Source organism: Paracoccus sp. R12_2 (assembly GCF_017744015.1).
Classification (GTDB): Bacteria; Pseudomonadota; Alphaproteobacteria; order Rhodobacterales; family Rhodobacteraceae; genus Paracoccus.
Genome location: NZ_JAGHRA010000007.1, coordinates 90870 through 106939, shown reverse-complemented (window position 1 = coordinate 106939; position 16070 = coordinate 90870). Strand labels below are relative to the sequence as shown.

Below are 16070 nucleotides of genomic sequence, written 5' to 3'. Positions count from 1 at the left end.
GAGCCACGCATGATCCCTGTCGAAGGCGTCGAGGACCAGACCATCGCCGTGCTCGGCCTTGGCCGATCGGGCAAGGCCACCGCGGCCGCGCTGGCGGCGGGCGGCGCGCATGTGATCGCCTGGGATGATGGCAACGACACGCGCGAGGCGGCACAGGCCGACGGGTTGCGGATCGTCGATCTGACCCGCGACGAATCGTGGCACGGCGTCACCGCGCTGATCGCCTCGCCCGGCATTCCGCATCTGTATCCCAAACCGCATCCCGTCATCGCCAAGGCATATGCGCTGGGGGTGCCGGTCGACAACGATATCGGGCTGTTCTTTCGCAGCTACGCGACGCCCGACTGGGACGGGTTCGACCGCGCCCCGCGCGTGATCGCCGTGACCGGATCGAACGGCAAATCCACCACCACGGCGCTGATCCATCACGTCCTTGGCGAAGCGGGCCGTCCGACGCAGATGGGCGGCAATATCGGGACCGGCGTCCTGTCGCTGGAGCCTGCCATCGACGGAGAGGTCGTGGTGCTGGAACTGTCCAGCTATCAGACGGATCTGGCGCGTGCGCTGACCCCCGATGTCGCGGTCTTCACCAACCTTTCGCCAGATCATCTGGACCGCCACGCGGGACTTGGCGGCTATTTCGCCGCCAAGCGCAGGCTTTTCGCCGAGGGTGGCCCCGACCGCGCCGTGATCGGCGTCGATGAAGCGGAGGGATTGTATCTGGCAGGTCAGATGCAGATGGGTCCGGCCGACGACCGGGTGATCCGCATCTCGGCAGGGCAAAAGCTGGACCGCGCTGCGTGGTCGGTCTTTGCTCGCAAGGGGTTTCTGGCCGAGTATCGCAAGGGGCGGCAGGCCGGATCGATCGATTTGCGCCAGATCAAGGGACTGCCCGGCGCGCATAACCACCAGAACGCCTGTGCCGCCTACGCCGCCTGCCGCGCCGTGGGGCTGGCCCCCCGCCAGATCGAGGCGGCGTTTCACAGCTTTGCGGGCCTGCCGCATCGCAGCCAGCTTGTCGCCGAAATCGCGGGTGTCCGCTATGTCAACGACTCCAAGGCCACCAATGTCGATGCCGCGGCCAAGGCGCTGCAGGCCTTCAACGGGATCCGCTGGATCGTGGGCGGCCTGGGAAAGGACGGTGGCATCGCGGCGCTGCAACCCCATCTGGGTCACGTCGCCAAGGCCTATCTGATCGGACATTCGGCGCGCGACTTTGCGCTGGATATCGGCCAGACGCCGCATGAAATCGTCGACACGATGGAACAGGCCGTCGCGCTGGCCTCAGCCGAGGCGCAGCCCGGCGAAACCGTATTGCTGGCACCCGCCGCAGCCAGTTTCGACCAGTATCCCGATTTCGAGAAGCGCGGCGAACATTTCACCGCGCTTGTCGAGGCATTGAGGACGGACTGACGCCGGTCAGATGTCGATTTCGACCTTGCCCATCGGGTTTGAACAGCAGGCAAGGATATAGCCTTCGGCGATGTCGTCGTCGCTGATGCCGCCATTGTGCACCATGTGAACCTCGCCGGACAGTTTCCTGACCTTGCAGGTGCCGCACAGCCCGAAGGTGCAGCCTGACGGGATATTCAACCCGGACCGCTTGGCGACCGCCAGCACCGTATCGGTTTCCGCGCAGCGGGCGCTGACGCCGGAGGAGGCGAACAGAAGCTCTGCCCCGGCATCCTCGTCGGGCACGACATCGTCCAGAACCGGCGCCTGGGCTTCGGTCTCGACCGCCGCGCCAAAGCTTTCCTGGTGATAGTGATCCATGTCGTAGCCAAGCGAGATCAGCATCTCGCGGACCGCCTGCATGAACGGTTCGGGACCGCAGCAGAACACCTCTCGTTCCAGATAGTCGGGGGCCATCAGGCCCAGCATCAGCTGGTTCAGGCGCCCGCGATAGCCGTTCCAGGACCGGAATTCGTCGTTCTCCTCGACCGTCAGATGCAGCTGCAACCCCGATGACCGGCTTGCCATATGTTCCAGCCGATCGTGGCAGATCACGTCCGATGGGCGGCGTGCGGCATGAATGAAGACAACGTCAGGCTTGATGCCGCTATCCCACAGCCAGGTGGACATCGACAGCATCGGGGTGATTCCCGAGCCGGCGGAGATGAAAAGATACTTCTTCGCCGGATGGCGGTTAAGGCTGAAGATCCCGGCAGGACCATAGGCACGAATTTTCATGCCGGGTTTCAGGTTGGCCATCATCCACCGCGTCGCCACCGAATTCGGACCGGCCTTGGCCGTGACCGAGATTGACATGGGACGAGACGGCGAGGACGACATCGTGTAGGTCCGCTGGATATTGCCGGCCGGACCCCTGGCGGGATCGACCGGCAGATCCAGCGTGATGAACTGTCCCGGTTCATAGTCAAACCATGCCCCTGTCGGCGACCGGAAGGTAAAGGTCCATGTATCGGCGGTCTCGGGCACGATCTGGGTGCATTCCAGCAGTTCGGAATCTTCCCATGGCTCGACGGCCCAGTTGAGGCGCGGCTTTTTCATCTAGGTCTCACTCGGCAGCGGTTTTCAATCCCAGGCGGCTGGACATGATGCCACAATACCAGTCCACCAGATGAATCACGCCGGCCTCCTGGCTGGCCGAATAGGGGCCAGGTTCATAGGCGGGCGACAGGATTCCTGCCTGGTTTTCCTCGACAACCTGACGATCTTCGTTGTTGGTGTTGATCCAGACCTCGGTCAGCTTCTGAAGGTCGTAATCCCTGCCCTCGACCGCATCCTTGTGGACCAGCCACTTGGTCGTGACCTCGGTTTCCATGGGGCTGATCGGCACGATGCGGAAGACGATCGCGTGATCCGGCAGGAAGTGATTCCAGCTGGACGGGAAGTGATAGAACATCATGCTGCCCGCATCGTTCCACGGGATCGTGCCCATACGCTGCGCGACTGCGGCCTTTGTGGACATGGTAAAGCTTTCGGCGTTATCCATCAGCGGCACACGGGCCATCCGCCACTGCATGTCCGGCGCATTGACAAATCGTGCGGGCAGGTTGGCGGCATCGCAGCGGTCCCAGTGCTGCAGGATCTCGCTGCTGGCCGAGTTCGGTCCCTCCATCACCGTCATCAGCGGGTCGTCGGAATAGGTCCGGCACAAGGACGGATGAGAGCCGCCGCAGTGATAGCACTCGCGGTTGTTCTCCATCACCAGCTTCCAGTTGCCCTTCTCGATGATGGTCTGGCTGAAGGCGACCTTGGCATCTTCCAGCCCGCTGGGGGCGACATAGCGCATCAGGTTCTGGGCCAGCTCGTTGATCGCAGGCGGCACCTTGGCAACGCACACGAAAACCATGCCCTTGATGTCGATGCAGTGGACCGGCTTCAGGCCGTATTTCGACGCATCGAAGCCTTCGCCCATGTCACGCGCATAAAGCAGCTTGCCGTCAAGATCATAGGTCCACTGATGATAGGGACAGACCAGCTTGGGGCTGCTTCCCCCGGCCTTGGCGCAAAGCCGCTGGCCGCGATGCCGGCAGACATTGTGGAAGGCCCGGATGCGCCCATCGGCGCCGCGCACGATGATGACCGGATACTGGCCCAGTTGCAGCGTCGCGAAATTGCCGGTCTTGGGGATCTCGCAAGACGGGATCGCAAAGACCCATTCACGGTACCAGATCTGTTCCAGATCGTCGGAAAGGGCCTGCTGGCCGCAATACAGATCGCGGGGCAGCGAGAAGCCGGGCTGACGCATTGCGATCAGATCGGCGGTAGAACTGGGCTGTGTCATGACGCACCTGCCTTGGATGGCGCTGGTTTCGAATTCCATCCAAACTAAACCTGTGATGCGCGCGCAACGGCTGATTTGCGACATGACGGAATCGGATTCAGACATGGGCGATCCGGCGCCGCCGAAAATCCGGCGGCGCGTATTTCCGGCTACAGCCATATGGCAGGTGTATTCCGGATCAGACGCGCAGGGCGATGCGGGCGATCTGGTGAAAATCCCCGTCCGCGTCCTCGCCCGCCAGCGTCAGTGCGTCGATCGGGTGGGGATCCGGCAGAAGCGGTTCAAGATGCGGCGTCAGCGCGTCGATCACGGCCCGGACCTGATCGTCGGGCAGGCGGCAGCCAAGCGTCATGTGAAACCTGAACTGATCCAGCACCCAAGGATAGCCCCAGCGATCCAGCAGATCACGCTGCGCCTGGGTCAGCCGTTCTGGCGCGCGGCGCGCACGCTCTTCTGGCGACAGGGGCGCGCGGTGGCGGTCCAGACCCTGAACCACCCGCGCGGCCAGATCCTGAACGACCTGACTGGGTCCGCCGGGAATCAGCGCCGGAAAGCCGTCCAGCGATGCGATGCGCAGGCCGCCGGCAAGCAGGATTGCAGGTTGGCTTGCCGCGAAGTCACGCAGATCATCCAGAAGCCGATCCTCGCTGCTGTCATCATGCAGCCGGAAGGGTGGCTTCAGCGTGGCGTGAAACCCATAGCGCCGCGGCGTCTGGGTCAGGGCGTCGATGCGCGGCGGCAGTTTGCGGTGCTGCCCGGGTCTTGCGGCGACACTGCCGGCTTCGATATCCCATCCCAGCCATGCCGACCCGAATTCGCCCAAGGGACCGGGGGCAGTATAGTAGATCGCGTAACGGCGCCAATTTTTCATGCGTGCTTGACCTTCACCTCGTTTCGTCTCAGCCATGTGTCATGACGGAAACGGTCCTGACGAATGCGCGGCTGATCCTGCCTGATCGGGTGGTGGATGGCCATATCGTGCTGCGCGACGGGCGCATTGCGGAAATCGGCGACGGCGCCGCAACCGGTCAGGACATGCTAGGCGATTTCGTCTCGCCGGGTCTGGTCGAGTTGCACACCGACAATCTGGAGCAACATCTGCGCCCGCGCCCTCAGGTGGACTGGCCGCATCCGCAGGCGATCCTTGCCCATGACGCGGAACTGGCGGCCACCGGGATCACGACGGTCTTCGATGCGATGCGCGTGGGTTCGATCCGATGGCGGCCGAACTATGGCGCCTATGCAAGGGCGCTGAGCCGCGAGGTCGAGGCGATCCGGACGGCAGGTCTGCTGCGGATCAGCCATCATCTGCATCTGCGTGCCGAAATCTGCAGTGAGACCCTGGTCGAAGAACTGGCCGAATTCGGCCCCGGTGACCGCGTGCGGCTGGTCAGCGTGATGGATCACACGCCCGGCCAACGGCAATTGCGCGATGTGGCGATGGCCCGGAAGTTCATCGCGGCACGTTCGGGTATGACCGCGGATGAGGTTCAGGACTATGACCGTCGCCTGACCGCGTTGCGGGCGCAGTATGGCGACAGGAACGAGGCCGCCGCCTTCGAGTTCGCGGAAAACGTCGGGGCGGTGATCGCCAGCCATGACGACACGACACTGGATCACGTCGCCCGGTCCGCTGCCCGCGGTGTTCGGCTGGCCGAGTTTCCAACCACGCCCGAGGCTGCGCGCGCCTGTCGTGACAACGACATCCGCATCATCATGGGTGGCCCGAACCTGATCCGGGGTGGCTCGCATTCCGGCAACGTGAACGCCGCCGCATTGGCCGAGGCCGATCTTCTGGATATCGTGAGTTCCGACTATGTGCCGGCCGCGCTGCTTGCGTCGGGGCTGTTCCTTGCGCAGCTATGGGATGATCTGCCGCGTGGCATGGCGACGATCACCTCGACCCCGGCGAAGGCCGCAGGTCTGGCGGATCGAGGGCGGCTGGCGCCCGGACTGCGGGCCGATCTGATCCGATTCAGGCAGCATCAGGGTGCTGCGATCTTGCGCGAAACATGGGTCGAGGGCGCTCGGGTCGCGTGATCCTGCGACCACGAACGGAACCGGCAAGGCCTGCGGCCGATCATCGCAGACTACATCTGGTCGATGAGGTCGAGGATTTCGGCGGGCAACTGATCTTCGCGGATATCGTAAACATGCGGGCCGTCCTGGCGGTCGGTTACCGTTATCCGGTACACCATCAGATCGGCGCCACGCGAATTTCCCGACCGTGCGGCAAGCTGACGCAGATCGCGCGGTTCGAACGCCTCACAGATCTCTTGGCGCAGCGATGGTGCCTGCTGGTCCACATCGATACGCTTGTGCATGGCAGCGGCAGGGATTCCGCCGAATCCGCCGCTGGACGAGATTTCAATGATCATGGCAAAGCATCCGGCCGCCAAGGTTGCGCTACTCATTGCACAGAAGATAGGGCCGAACCTGCCATCGGGCAAGATCGCTGAAAGGACAGGGTGGTTCGCGCCCTGCCGCAGGGCAGGGCGGCGCAGGGCGGTGCCGTCAGGTCGGCAGGCCGAGCAATTTCCAGGCGCGTCGCAGCAACAGCGCTTCGGGGCTGCCGGTGCCGTAAAGTTCGATCGCGGCGGCCACGGTCTGGTCCGACCATTCGGCGAAACTGGCCATCGGATTGTTCAGTTCCTGCAAGGCCCGATACCAGATCTGACCCGGCTTTTCCCAGGAATTGCCGCCAAGCAGCATGCAGAACAGATAGAAGGCATGGTTCGGGATCCCAGAATTGATATGCACGCCGCCATTGTCATCGCTGGTGGACAGGAAACTATCCATGTGGAACGGCTGCGGATCCTGCCCAAGCAGATCGTCGCTGTAGGCGGTGCCGGGCGCCTTCATGCTGCGCAATCCGACACCCTTGATCCCTGGGCCCAGCAACTCGCTGCCGATGATCCAGTCCGCTTCATGCGCAGCCTGCCCAAGCTGGCGTTGCTGGGTGATCGCGGCAAAGACATCGGCGATGCTTTCGTTCAGGGCCCCGGACTGGTCCTGATATACCAGCCCGCCGGAATACTGGATCACGCCGTGGGTCATCTCGTGCGCGATGACGGACAGATCCATGAATGTCCGGAACAACTGGCCGTCGCCATTCCCGAATGCCATCTGATCGCCGTTCCAGAAGGCGTTGTTGTAGTTGCGCCGGTGATTGACCGTCGCGATCAGGGCAAGCCCGCCGCCATCCAGAGAGTTCCGGTCGAACTGTTCGGCATAAAGGGAAAACACCTCGCCCATCGCGTCGTACATCAGGTCCACATCGGCGTTGTCGCTGGGGGGATCGCCTTCCCCGCGCAGCAGCTTGCCGGGCAGGGCTGCTTTCTGCTGTCCGTCATGAACGCGCCGTTCTGGCGTGAAGGTCGAACCGGCCCTGGTGTTTCCACCCCTTGCAATGGCCGCTGCTGGCGCCTCGTCGCCCTGATTGCAGGGATGGGGGTGATCCTCGCGCTCCTGGCGCAGTTTCTGGTTCTGTTTCAGCAGGCTGCGCGCCATTTCGGCAGTGCGTTCATCGCCGCGAAGGGCGATCACGCGCAGCATATGTGGCGGCACGATGCACTGGATCGGATGATGCGTGCCGCCGGGGCAGACCGAAATACACATGCCTCGAATCCTTTTGTCTCAGGGACTCAAGGTTAACATGATTCACGTTCGGAACAAATGGGGAACATATGCGCTGGTGCGCGCTGTGTTCACGCCAGCCGTTTTCCGGTCTTCTCGTCGAAGCGGTGCAACGCCTCGCGCTGCGCGGACAGGCGCAACGTGTCATGCAGATCGGCGTGCGAGCCTAGTGTGATCGTCAGGTCGGCGCCGTTGGTATGGCCGTGGACCAGCCGCTGCGCGCCTAGTTCTTCGACCGCGCGGACCTGCATTTCGATCGGCCCATCAGGGTCAACGGCAAGATCCTCGGGGCGGATGCCGATGATCCCGGCATGGGCGCTGCCGGGCAGGTGCGGCACGGCGCGTGACGGGATCAGGTTCATCGCGGGGCTGCCGATGAACCCGGCGACGAAGGTCGATGCCGGGTTGCGATAGACCTCCAACGGAGTGCCGATCTGTTCGACCTGGCCACCATTCAGCACCACCAGCCGGTCGGCCAGGGTCATCGCCTCAAGCTGGTCATGCGTCACATACAGCGACGTCGTGCGCAGGCGTCGTTGCAGTTCCTTGATTTCCAGCCGCATCGCGACCCGCAGCTTGGCGTCAAGGTTCGACAGCGGTTCGTCGAACAGGAACGCAGCAGGCTCTCGGACGATGGCGCGGCCCATCGCGACGCGCTGGCGCTGCCCGCCCGACAGGGCGCGGGGCTTGCGGTCAAGGAACTGCCCGATCTGCAGGATCTCGGCGGCCTCATCGACCCGGCGGGTGATCTCTGCCTTTGATGTGCCGCGATTTTTCAGGCCATAGGCCAGGTTCTGGCGCACCGACATATGCGGATAAAGCGCATAGTTCTGAAAGACCATCGCGATGTCGCGGTCGGCCGGTTCGACCTTGTTGACGACGCGGTCACCGATGCGGACCTCGCCCTCTGTGATGCTTTCCAGCCCGGCGACCATCCGCAGCAGGGTCGACTTGCCGCAGCCCGACGGGCCGACCAGCACGATGAACTCGCCATCAGCGATCTGCATGTTCACGTCGCCCACGGCGCGGGTGCCGCCGGGGTAGACCTTGCCGAGATTGTCCAGGGTGATCGATGCCACGTTATTTCTCCGTCTCGACAAGACCTTTGACGAACAGCTTCTGCATGAAGATGACTACCGCCACGGGCGGCAACATCGCCAGCACGGCCGTCGCCATGACCAGGTGCCATTGGGGCAGGCCGTCCACGACATCCGCCATCCGCTTGATACCCGCGACGATGGTGTAATAGTCGCTGCTGGTCGTGACCAGCAGAGGCCACAGATACTGGTTCCAGCCATAGATGAACAGGATGACGAACAGCGCCGCCATGTTGGTTCGCGACAGGGGCAGCAGGATGTCGCGGAAGAATTTCATCGGTCCCGCACCGTCGATGCGCGCGGCCTCGACCAGTTCATCGGGCATGGTCAGGAAGACCTGCCGGAACAGGAAGGTCGCTGTGGCCGATGCGATCAGCGGGATCGACAGGCCGGCATAGCTGTTCAGCAATCCCAGCCCGGCCACGACCTGAAAGGTCGGCACGATCCGCACCTCGACCGGCAGCATCAGCGTCACGAAGATGCACCAGAACGCCAGTCCGCGCAGCGGAAAGCGGAAATAGACGATGGCGAAGGCCGACAGGATCGAGATCGCGATCTTTCCCAGGGCGATCGACAGCGCCATCACGAGGCTGTTGAACATCATCCAGCCGACCGGCGGTGTGCCGCTGGTGGAAAGGCCGGTGTCCAGCATCTTCGCATAGTTTTCGACCAGATGCGGGCCGGGCCACATCGGCACCGTGCCCGACATGAAATCGGTCGGACCGTGGGTCGAGGCAACGAAAGCCACCCAGACGGGCAGCGCGACGACGACGACGCCAAGGATCAGCACCAGATGGGCCAGTGCGCTCAGGCCGGGGCGGTTCTCGATCATCAGTATTCCACCTTCTTCTCGACCCAGCGGAACTGAATCACGGTCAGGCTGATGACGATCAGCATCAGGATCACCGACTGGGCTGCCGAACTGCCCAGATTCTGGCCGATGAAGCCGTCGAAATAGACCTTGTAGACCATGATGTTGGTGGCCTGTGCCGGCCCGCCCTCGGTCGTCGCGTCGATCACGGCGAAGGTTTCGAACATCGAATAGACGATATTGACGACCAGCAGGAAGAAGGTGGTCGGCGACAGCAGCGGGAAGGTGATGTCGAAGAAGCGCCGGACCGGACCTGCGCCGTCGATGGCCGCGGCCTCGCGCATCGAGGCGGGGATCGCCTGCAGTCCGGCGACGAAGAACAGGAAATTATAGCTGATCTGTTTCCAGGCGCTGGCGATCACGACAAGGATCATCGCGTCGGTCTTGGAACTGATATGGTTCCAGTCATAGCCGATCACCTCCAGCACATAGGGCATCACGCCCACCGTCGGGTTGAAGATGAACCACCACAGGATGCCGGCCACGGCGGGTGCGACGGCATAGGGCCAGACCAGCAGCGTGGTATAGGTCCGCGAGGATTTCAGCATCCGGTCCACGGCAACCGCCAGCAGCAATGCGACACCCATCGACACGACCGTGACCGAGATCGCAAAGACGGCCGTGACCTTCAAAGAGTTCAGATATTCGGGGCTGTCCAGCAGTGCCGTGAAATTCGCCAGACCGACAAAGCTTGAATTGATGCCGAACGCATCCTCGCGCAGGAAGCTTTGCTTGATGGCCTGACCGGCGGGCCACAGAAAGAAGATGAAGGTGATGGCAAGCTGCGGGGCCAGCAGAAGCCAGGGCAGCAACTGATTGCTGAAAATCGTTCGCTTCATCGAAAATCCGGTCAGAACAGGGGAAGGGGGCCGCCTTGGACGGCGGCCCCGGTTCGCGTTTACTGGCTTTGTGCCTGGAAATCTTCCAGCAGCTTGTTGCCGCGTTCGACCACTCCGTCCAGCGCCCCCTGCGCGTCCTTGTCGCCCGACAGCATCTGTTCGAATTCCTCATCGATGATGCCGCGGATCTGGACATAGTTGCCAAAGCGCAGACCCTTGGAATTCTCGGTGGGCTCGTTCAGCGTGATCTGGCGCAGCCCGGTATCCGCACCCGGATTTTCCTCGAAGAAACCGGCCATCTCTTCGCCAGCGGCCTCGGTGATCGGCAGATAACCCGAGAAGGACGCCCAGTCAGCCTGAACCTCGGGCGAGGACAGGTATTCGAAGAATTTCGCGGCACCGGCATATTCTTCGTCGGGACGGCCCGACAGGACCCACAGCGTCGCGCCACCGATGATCGAGTTCTGCGGTGCGCCTTCGATGTCGTCATAATAGGGCAGCATGCCGAAGCCCAGATCGAAGTCCTTGGCGTTCGCGATCACACCCGCCCGGCTGGCCGAGCTGTTCATGATCATCGCGCATTCCTGCGAGTAGAACATCGGGGGTGCGTTGTCGCCGCCAACCGGGCCGCCATACTTGAAAATACCCTCGTCGGCCCATTTTTTCAGGTTGCCCCAGTGCTTGACCTGAGCCGGACCGTTCAGGGTCAGCCGCGCCTCGGGTCCGCCGAAGCCGTTCTGTTCGGTGCCGATCGGCTGGTTGTGCCAGGCGCTGAAATTCTCGGTCTGGATCCAGCTGACCCAGCCGGTGGTGAAGCCACAGCTTGCGGCGTCCGATTCCATGATCTTCTTCGAGAATTCTTCCATCTCGGCCCAGGTCTTGGGCGGCTGTTCGGGATCAAGGCCGGCCTTCTCGAAGACCGACTTGTTATAATACAGGATCGGGGTCGAGCTGTTGAACGGCATCGACAGCATGTTGCCGTCGGTGTCGGTGTAATAGCCGACCACGGCCGGCAGGAAGGCGTTCGGATCGAAATTCGCACCCTGATCCTGCATCAGCTGATAGACCGGGACGATCGCACCTTCGGCTGCCATCATGGTGCCGGTGCCGACCTCGAAGACCTGAACGATCGCAGGCTGTTCCTTGGCGCGGAAGGCGGCGATCGCGGCCGTCATCGTTTCGGGATAGGTGCCCTTGTAGGACGGAACGACGTTGTATTCGTCCTGGCTTTCGTTGAAGCCCTTGACGATTTCTTCCAGCTTGGCACCAAGTTCGCCACCCATGGCGTGCCACCACTGGACATCGGTCTTGGCCTGCGCGGCGGACAACGACGCAATCAGCGCCACCGCCGACACGGTGAATAGTTTGGACATGATCTTCCTCCCATTGGAGTTGCGTTTCCCGGTCGGCCTAGCGGGCGTGCGTGACGGAAGCGCAACGTTATTGTGAAGGAAATGTGACGATTCTTGATCGTCCGGTCAATACGCGAATCTTTTCGTATTTTTTCCCGGATGTTCCAGTGCGGTGCGCGGTGCGTAACGAAATTATCGCACCAGTTCTCAGCCCTGATCCGGTCGGGCGACGACCCCGCGGATCGCGGAGATCGCCGGATTGATCATCCGCGTCGCCACCGGGATCAGCACCAGCCCCAGAAGCAGGCCCAGGATCCCGTCGAAGAAGGCCGTGGTCAGCCATGCGACAGCGCCGCCGAAACGGGGCACCGCATGGGCCGCAAGCTCGGCCATGCGGTGGATCCAGTCATAGGGCGCGTGCCAGCCAAGGTCCGCAAGACCGTGAACGACGATGTTCCCGCCAACCCACAGCATTGCCGCGGTGCCGACGATCGTCAGCGTCTTCATCAGGCCGGGCATGACCTTGACGATGCCGCGTCCCAGCGCGGCCAAGGCGCCGTTCCGTCCGGTCGCCAGATGCACGCCGACATCGTCCGCCTTCACGATCAGTGCGACCGCACCATAGACCGCGACCGTGATGCCGATAGCCACGACGAACAGGATCAACGCCTTCATCCACAACGTATCGGTGGCTGGAATTGTGGACAGGGCGATGGTCATGATCTCGGCCGACAGGATGAAGTCGGTCTTGATGGCGCCGGCTACGCGCTTTTCCTCAAGCGCGGCACCCTCACCTTCAGGGTGAATGTGCTTCTTGCTGTCATGTGCGTCGGAATGGGTGAATGTGTGCGCCACCTTTTCCGCACCCTCAAAGCACAGATAGGCACCGCCGATCATCAGCAATGGCGTGATGAACCACGGCGCAAAAGCCGACAGCAGCAAGGCCACCGGCAGCAGGATCACAAGCTTGTTGAAGATCGAGCCCTTGGCGATCTTCCAGACGATCGGCAATTCGCGGCTGGCGTGGAAGCCCTGGACATATTTCGGTGTCACCGCCGCATCGTCGATCAATGCACCGGCGGCCTTGGCGCCGGCCTTCGCGGCCTGACCCGCCACGTCGTCGATAGAAGCCGCAGCGACCTTAGAAATCGCCGCCACGTCGTCCAGAAGCGCAATCAGCCCGCTCATCTTCGTCCTGTCCCTTGAGATCCGGTGGTTCATGCGAACCTGACGGGGCAACGCGCGGGGCGCAAGTCGGTTGCGACATGAAAAAGGCCCGCGCAGAGGGGATCGCGCGGGCCAATCCGCCCTGTTCAAAGAAGGGCAGGGTGATCGTGCTGGATTACATCTTCGGCATCAGCACGGTGTCGATGACGTGGATCACGCCGTTCGACTGATCGACGTCCGGAATGGTCACGGTGGCGACATTGCCATTTTCGTCGGTCAGCTGCAGTGCGTTGTTGTCGGGGTTGATGGACGCGGTCAGGACGCAGCCGCCGACCGTTTCCACCGGATGCGCGCCGCCGTCATCCATGATCATCTTGCCGATGGCCGGCGACATCGCGTCGGCTGCGACCACATGACAGGTCAGCACCTTGGTCAGCTGATCCTTGTTTTCGGGCTTCAGAAGATCGGCCACCGCTGCCTCGGGCAGCTTCGCGAATGCCGCGTTCGTGGGCGCGAACACGGTGAACGGGCCAGGGCCCGACAGCGTCTCGGCCAGACCGGCGGCCTGCACGGCGGAGACCAGCGTGGTGTGATCGGCCGAGTTCACGGCGTTCTCGACGATGTTTCTGTCAGGGAACATCTCGGCACCGCCGACCATCGTGTTCTGGGCGAATGCGCCGGTGGCCAACGTTGCGGAAACGGCGGTGGCGGCAAGTGCGGTCATCATGCGTTTCATGGAACTTCCTCCGTGTGATCAGGGCGTTTCGTCTTGCCCTATGCGACCAGACACGGAGGAAGTTCAGATGAGTTGCGTTCTGCGGTCAGAAACGAAGCTTCACAAACTCGTGAGGTCCGCGATCGCCACTACCGGACCTGTGGCGATCCCCTGGGGCGACCCGCCGGCAGGCTCATCCGTCAGTGCGATCCTGATACCTTCCGACGGGTCCAGATCTGACGGCAAGGTCATGCGCGCATTGCCGGAATGCGGCATCAGCCCCAGCGAGATCGGGGCGCTGCCGTCCGGCCTGATCCACCAGATTTCGTAATCGCGACCTTCGGCGGGGCTGCCCTGCTCGACCGCGATTTCCATCTCGTCGCCCATCAACCTGGCCGCTACCCGCAGCGCCTCGTCTTCCGAGACAAGCTGCGCCTGATAGTCCGGGCCCAGGGGCGGAGAATCTGTCGTCTGGCCGGGCATCCACAGGAAGACGGCAACGGCGGCGATCGCGGCCAGACCGGCAAGCGCCGCACCCGGTCGTCGCCACCAGGGCGAACGCGCGGCGGGATCCTCGGCCAGCGGCGCAAGCCCGTGGCCAAGCCGTTCGCGGATCCCCTGGCGGGCGCGTGCCGGCGCCATAACGGGGGTCAGCCCCTCGGCCAGACCGGCCAGCCGTTCCTGCCAGTCGCGGACCAATTGTGCGAAGGCCGGATCATCCGACAGGCGGGCCACCGCGGCTTGGGCCTCGTCGCCCTCCAGCAGGCCAAGCGCCAGTTCCGCCGCAAGGGCATCGTCCTGCTGTTCGGGGGTCAGGGGCGCGTCTTCGGTCATTGGCTTACACAGTCCTTGAGGCGCAACAGGCTGCGGCGCAGCCAGCTGCGGACGGTGTTGATCGGCTTGCCCTCGCGTTCGGCCAGATCGGCATAGGTCACGCCTTCCAGATACACGGCGCGCACGGCACCCGCCTGCTGTTCTGCAAGCTGGGCCAGGCATTCGTCCAGAAGCCGCCTTTCCTGCGCGCGTATGGTCGCGGATTCGGGGCCGGGTTCGGTCGAGGCGACGGTTGCCGCGGCTTCGGTCGGGGCGGTCGCGGGGCGCGAACTGCGGGCGCGCAGGCGATCAATGGCGCGGTTCCGGGCGATGGTGATCAGCCACGTCATCGGCGACAACCCGTTCGACGCATAGCGCGCGGCGCTTTGCCAGACCTTGATATAGACTTCCTGCAGCGTTTCTTCGGCCTCGGGCCGGTCCTTCAGCACCGACAGGCAAACCGCATGCAGCTTGGCCGAGGTCGCGTCATAGAGCGACTCGAACGCCTGGCGGTCACCCATCGCGGTGCGCGCGATCATGTTTTCCAGTTGCAGTCTGCGGGCGTCCTGCACGCGCGGCCCTCGCCTTGGTGGTGTTGCTGCGCGACTTTATGAAGCCCGGCCCCGATCGTCAACGCGCCCTGTCTTGCACCCGGCAGACGAATGCGCGATCAAGGCGCGGATGCGAGGAAAGGGCCGAGTGATGCTGGACATGAACGCGAAACCCACCGAAGAGATCGACCTGCGCGAGGTATTCGGGCTGGACAGCGACATGAAGGTCAAGGGCTTCGCCGAACGCACCGATCGCGTCCCCGAGATCGACAGCACCTACAAGTTCGATCCTGATACCACGATGGCGATTCTGGCGGGCTTTGCCTATAATCGCCGGGTGATGGTCCAAGGCTATCACGGTACGGGCAAATCGACCCATATCGAACAGATCGCGGCGCGGCTGAACTGGCCCTGCGTGCGCGTCAACCTTGACAGCCATGTGTCGCGCATCGACCTGATCGGCAAGGACGCGATCAAGCTGGTCGACGGCAAGCAGGTCACGGTGTTCCACGAAGGGATCCTGCCTTGGGCCCTGCGCAATCCGACGGCGATCGTGTTCGACGAATACGACGCGGGCCGCGCGGATGTGATGTTCGTGATCCAGCGCGTGCTGGAGGCGGACGGCAAGCTGACCCTGCTGGACCAGAACGAGGTGATCACCCCGAACCCGTTCTTCCGTCTGTTCGCGACCTCGAACACGGTCGGGCTGGGCGACACCACCGGGTTGTATCACGGCACCCAGCAGATCAACCAGGGCCAGATGGACCGCTGGTCGCTGGTCTCGACCCTGAACTATCTGTCGCATGACGCCGAGGCGGCGATCGTGCTGTCGAAGAACCCCAACTACAACAACGAGAAGGGCCGCAAGGTCATCAGCCAGATGGTGACGCTGGCCGACCTGACGCGCACGGCCTTCATGCAGGGTGATCTGTCAACGGTCATGTCGCCGCGCACGGTCATCACCTGGGCCCAGAACGCCCGGATATTCGCCAATATCGGCTATGCCTTCCGCCTGACCTTCCTGAACAAATGCGACGAGTTGGAGCGTCAGACCGTGGCTGAATTCTATCAGCGGCTGTTCGACGAAGAGCTGCCGGAAAGTGCCGCATCCAAGGCAAAGTGATGAAACGCGGCGCTTGTCAGCGCCGCAATTCGAACCGTTCAGGTCTGGGTCATACGCCTGACCGCGTGACCTGAAAGGCAAGGGCGGCTGAAATCATCGGGTGCGCCGGTCGGGACAGGCAGGGCTTGGGCAGCCCTACCCGCAAACTAGGCCTT

At 62.9% G+C, this 16070-nt stretch carries 16 protein-coding genes; 3 read left to right on the top strand and 13 right to left on the bottom strand.

Features of this window, described 5'->3' with window-relative positions; all coding sequences use genetic code 11:
• Window positions 1-9: 9 nt before the first annotated feature.
• Window positions 10-1413 (top strand): UDP-N-acetylmuramoyl-L-alanine--D-glutamate ligase, encoded by a 1404-nt coding sequence (murD, locus tag J7359_RS10450; protein ID WP_209056584.1) that lies wholly within the window; start codon window positions 10-12, stop codon window positions 1411-1413.
• A gap of 6 nt (window positions 1414-1419) precedes the next feature.
• Here the strand turns inward: murD and J7359_RS10445 are convergent, their stop codons facing one another.
• The 3 genes from J7359_RS10445 to J7359_RS10435 form a co-directional block, all read right to left on the bottom strand.
• On the bottom strand, window positions 1420-2511 hold the full coding sequence (locus J7359_RS10445) for a hybrid-cluster NAD(P)-dependent oxidoreductase (RefSeq protein ID WP_209056583.1): 1092 nt from the start codon (window positions 2509-2511) through the stop codon (window positions 1420-1422).
• Window positions 2512-2518: 7 nt separating this feature from the next.
• A complete protein-coding gene (locus tag J7359_RS10440; RefSeq protein WP_209056582.1) occupies window positions 2519-3751 on the bottom strand; it encodes an aromatic ring-hydroxylating dioxygenase subunit alpha in 1233 nt (410 codons plus the stop codon).
• A gap of 178 nt (window positions 3752-3929) precedes the next feature.
• Window positions 3930-4622: a DUF1045 domain-containing protein gene (locus J7359_RS10435; protein WP_209056581.1), complete on the bottom strand. Its 693-nt coding sequence runs from the start codon at window positions 4620-4622 to the stop codon at window positions 3930-3932.
• 41 nt (window positions 4623-4663) lie between these two features.
• On the opposite strand from J7359_RS10435, the gene J7359_RS10430 reads away from it, so the two are divergent.
• Window positions 4664-5791, top strand: coding sequence for an alpha-D-ribose 1-methylphosphonate 5-triphosphate diphosphatase (locus J7359_RS10430; protein ID WP_209056580.1), 1128 nt, complete (start codon window positions 4664-4666; stop codon window positions 5789-5791).
• A gap of 50 nt (window positions 5792-5841) precedes the next feature.
• On the opposite strand, the gene J7359_RS10425 is transcribed toward J7359_RS10430, so the two are convergent.
• The 10 genes from J7359_RS10425 to J7359_RS10380 all read right to left on the bottom strand — a co-directional run bounded on the left by J7359_RS10425 (window position 5842) and on the right by J7359_RS10380 (window position 14780).
• Window positions 5842-6165 carry a protealysin inhibitor emfourin gene (locus J7359_RS10425; protein ID WP_209056579.1) on the bottom strand — a complete coding sequence of 108 codons (324 nt, stop codon included), beginning with the start codon at window positions 6163-6165 and terminating at the stop codon, window positions 5842-5844.
• 100 nt (window positions 6166-6265) lie between these two features.
• Window positions 6266-7369: a M4 family metallopeptidase gene (locus J7359_RS10420; RefSeq protein WP_209056578.1), complete on the bottom strand. Its 1104-nt coding sequence runs from the start codon at window positions 7367-7369 to the stop codon at window positions 6266-6268.
• An 89-nt stretch (window positions 7370-7458) separates the two neighbouring features.
• The gene (locus J7359_RS10415; protein WP_209056577.1) at window positions 7459-8466 is read right to left on the bottom strand and encodes a sn-glycerol-3-phosphate import ATP-binding protein UgpC; all 1008 of its coding nucleotides are present in this window, start codon (window positions 8464-8466) and stop codon (window positions 7459-7461) included.
• A 1-nt stretch (window position 8467) separates the two neighbouring features.
• Window positions 8468-9316 carry a sn-glycerol-3-phosphate ABC transporter permease UgpE gene (ugpE, locus tag J7359_RS10410; protein ID WP_209056576.1) on the bottom strand — a complete coding sequence of 283 codons (849 nt, stop codon included), beginning with the start codon at window positions 9314-9316 and terminating at the stop codon, window positions 8468-8470.
• Complete coding sequence (ugpA, locus tag J7359_RS10405) at window positions 9316-10194, bottom strand: sn-glycerol-3-phosphate ABC transporter permease UgpA (RefSeq protein WP_209056575.1); 879 nt, start codon at window positions 10192-10194, stop codon at window positions 9316-9318. The genes ugpE and ugpA overlap by 1 nt, the downstream gene beginning before the upstream one ends.
• Window positions 10195-10253: 59 nt before the next feature.
• On the bottom strand, window positions 10254-11567 hold the full coding sequence (ugpB, locus tag J7359_RS10400; protein ID WP_209056574.1) for a sn-glycerol-3-phosphate ABC transporter substrate-binding protein UgpB: 1314 nt from the start codon (window positions 11565-11567) through the stop codon (window positions 10254-10256).
• A gap of 186 nt (window positions 11568-11753) precedes the next feature.
• Complete coding sequence (locus J7359_RS10395; RefSeq protein WP_209056573.1) at window positions 11754-12734, bottom strand: DUF808 domain-containing protein; 981 nt, start codon at window positions 12732-12734, stop codon at window positions 11754-11756.
• A gap of 154 nt (window positions 12735-12888) precedes the next feature.
• Complete coding sequence (locus J7359_RS10390; protein ID WP_209056665.1) at window positions 12889-13440, bottom strand: fasciclin domain-containing protein; 552 nt, start codon at window positions 13438-13440, stop codon at window positions 12889-12891.
• A 108-nt stretch (window positions 13441-13548) separates the two neighbouring features.
• A complete protein-coding gene (locus J7359_RS10385; protein ID WP_209056572.1) occupies window positions 13549-14262 on the bottom strand; it encodes an anti-sigma factor in 714 nt (237 codons plus the stop codon).
• Entirely contained in the window at window positions 14259-14780 is a 522-nt protein-coding gene (locus tag J7359_RS10380; protein ID WP_247740321.1) for a sigma-70 family RNA polymerase sigma factor, read from the bottom strand. Before J7359_RS10380 ends, J7359_RS10385 begins: the two co-directional genes overlap by 4 nt.
• A gap of 163 nt (window positions 14781-14943) precedes the next feature.
• Between J7359_RS10380 and cobS the strand changes: the two genes are divergently transcribed.
• Complete coding sequence (gene cobS, locus J7359_RS10375; RefSeq protein ID WP_209056571.1) at window positions 14944-15915, top strand: cobaltochelatase subunit CobS; 972 nt, start codon at window positions 14944-14946, stop codon at window positions 15913-15915.
• The last annotated feature ends 155 nt before the right edge of the window (window positions 15916-16070 follow it).

What these genes read in the sequence shown, in the direction of transcription:
- J7359_RS10430 (WP_209056580.1), top strand. Translation starts at nt 4,664, where the DNA reads ATGACGGAAACGGTCCTGACGAATGCGCGGCTGATCCTGCCTGATCGG.
- ugpA (WP_209056575.1), bottom strand. Translation starts at nt 10,194, where the DNA reads ATGAAGCGAACGATTTTCAGCAATCAGTTGCTGCCCTGGCTTCTGCTG.
- J7359_RS10445 (WP_209056583.1), bottom strand. Translation starts at nt 2,511, where the DNA reads ATGAAAAAGCCGCGCCTCAACTGGGCCGTCGAGCCATGGGAAGATTCC.
- murD (WP_209056584.1), top strand. Translation starts at nt 10, where the DNA reads ATGATCCCTGTCGAAGGCGTCGAGGACCAGACCATCGCCGTGCTCGGC.
- cobS (WP_209056571.1), top strand. Translation starts at nt 14,944, where the DNA reads ATGCTGGACATGAACGCGAAACCCACCGAAGAGATCGACCTGCGCGAG.
- J7359_RS10385 (WP_209056572.1), bottom strand. Translation starts at nt 14,262, where the DNA reads ATGACCGAAGACGCGCCCCTGACCCCCGAACAGCAGGACGATGCCCTT.
- J7359_RS10435 (WP_209056581.1), bottom strand. Translation starts at nt 4,622, where the DNA reads ATGAAAAATTGGCGCCGTTACGCGATCTACTATACTGCCCCCGGTCCC.
- J7359_RS10425 (WP_209056579.1), bottom strand. Translation starts at nt 6,165, where the DNA reads ATGAGTAGCGCAACCTTGGCGGCCGGATGCTTTGCCATGATCATTGAA.
- J7359_RS10395 (WP_209056573.1), bottom strand. Translation starts at nt 12,734, where the DNA reads ATGAGCGGGCTGATTGCGCTTCTGGACGACGTGGCGGCGATTTCTAAG.
- J7359_RS10390 (WP_209056665.1), bottom strand. Translation starts at nt 13,440, where the DNA reads ATGATGACCGCACTTGCCGCCACCGCCGTTTCCGCAACGTTGGCCACC.
- J7359_RS10380 (WP_247740321.1), bottom strand. Translation starts at nt 14,780, where the DNA reads ATGATCGCGCGCACCGCGATGGGTGACCGCCAGGCGTTCGAGTCGCTC.
- ugpB (WP_209056574.1), bottom strand. Translation starts at nt 11,567, where the DNA reads ATGTCCAAACTATTCACCGTGTCGGCGGTGGCGCTGATTGCGTCGTTG.
- J7359_RS10420 (WP_209056578.1), bottom strand. Translation starts at nt 7,369, where the DNA reads ATGTGTATTTCGGTCTGCCCCGGCGGCACGCATCATCCGATCCAGTGC.
- J7359_RS10440 (WP_209056582.1), bottom strand. Translation starts at nt 3,751, where the DNA reads ATGACACAGCCCAGTTCTACCGCCGATCTGATCGCAATGCGTCAGCCC.
- ugpE (WP_209056576.1), bottom strand. Translation starts at nt 9,316, where the DNA reads ATGATCGAGAACCGCCCCGGCCTGAGCGCACTGGCCCATCTGGTGCTG.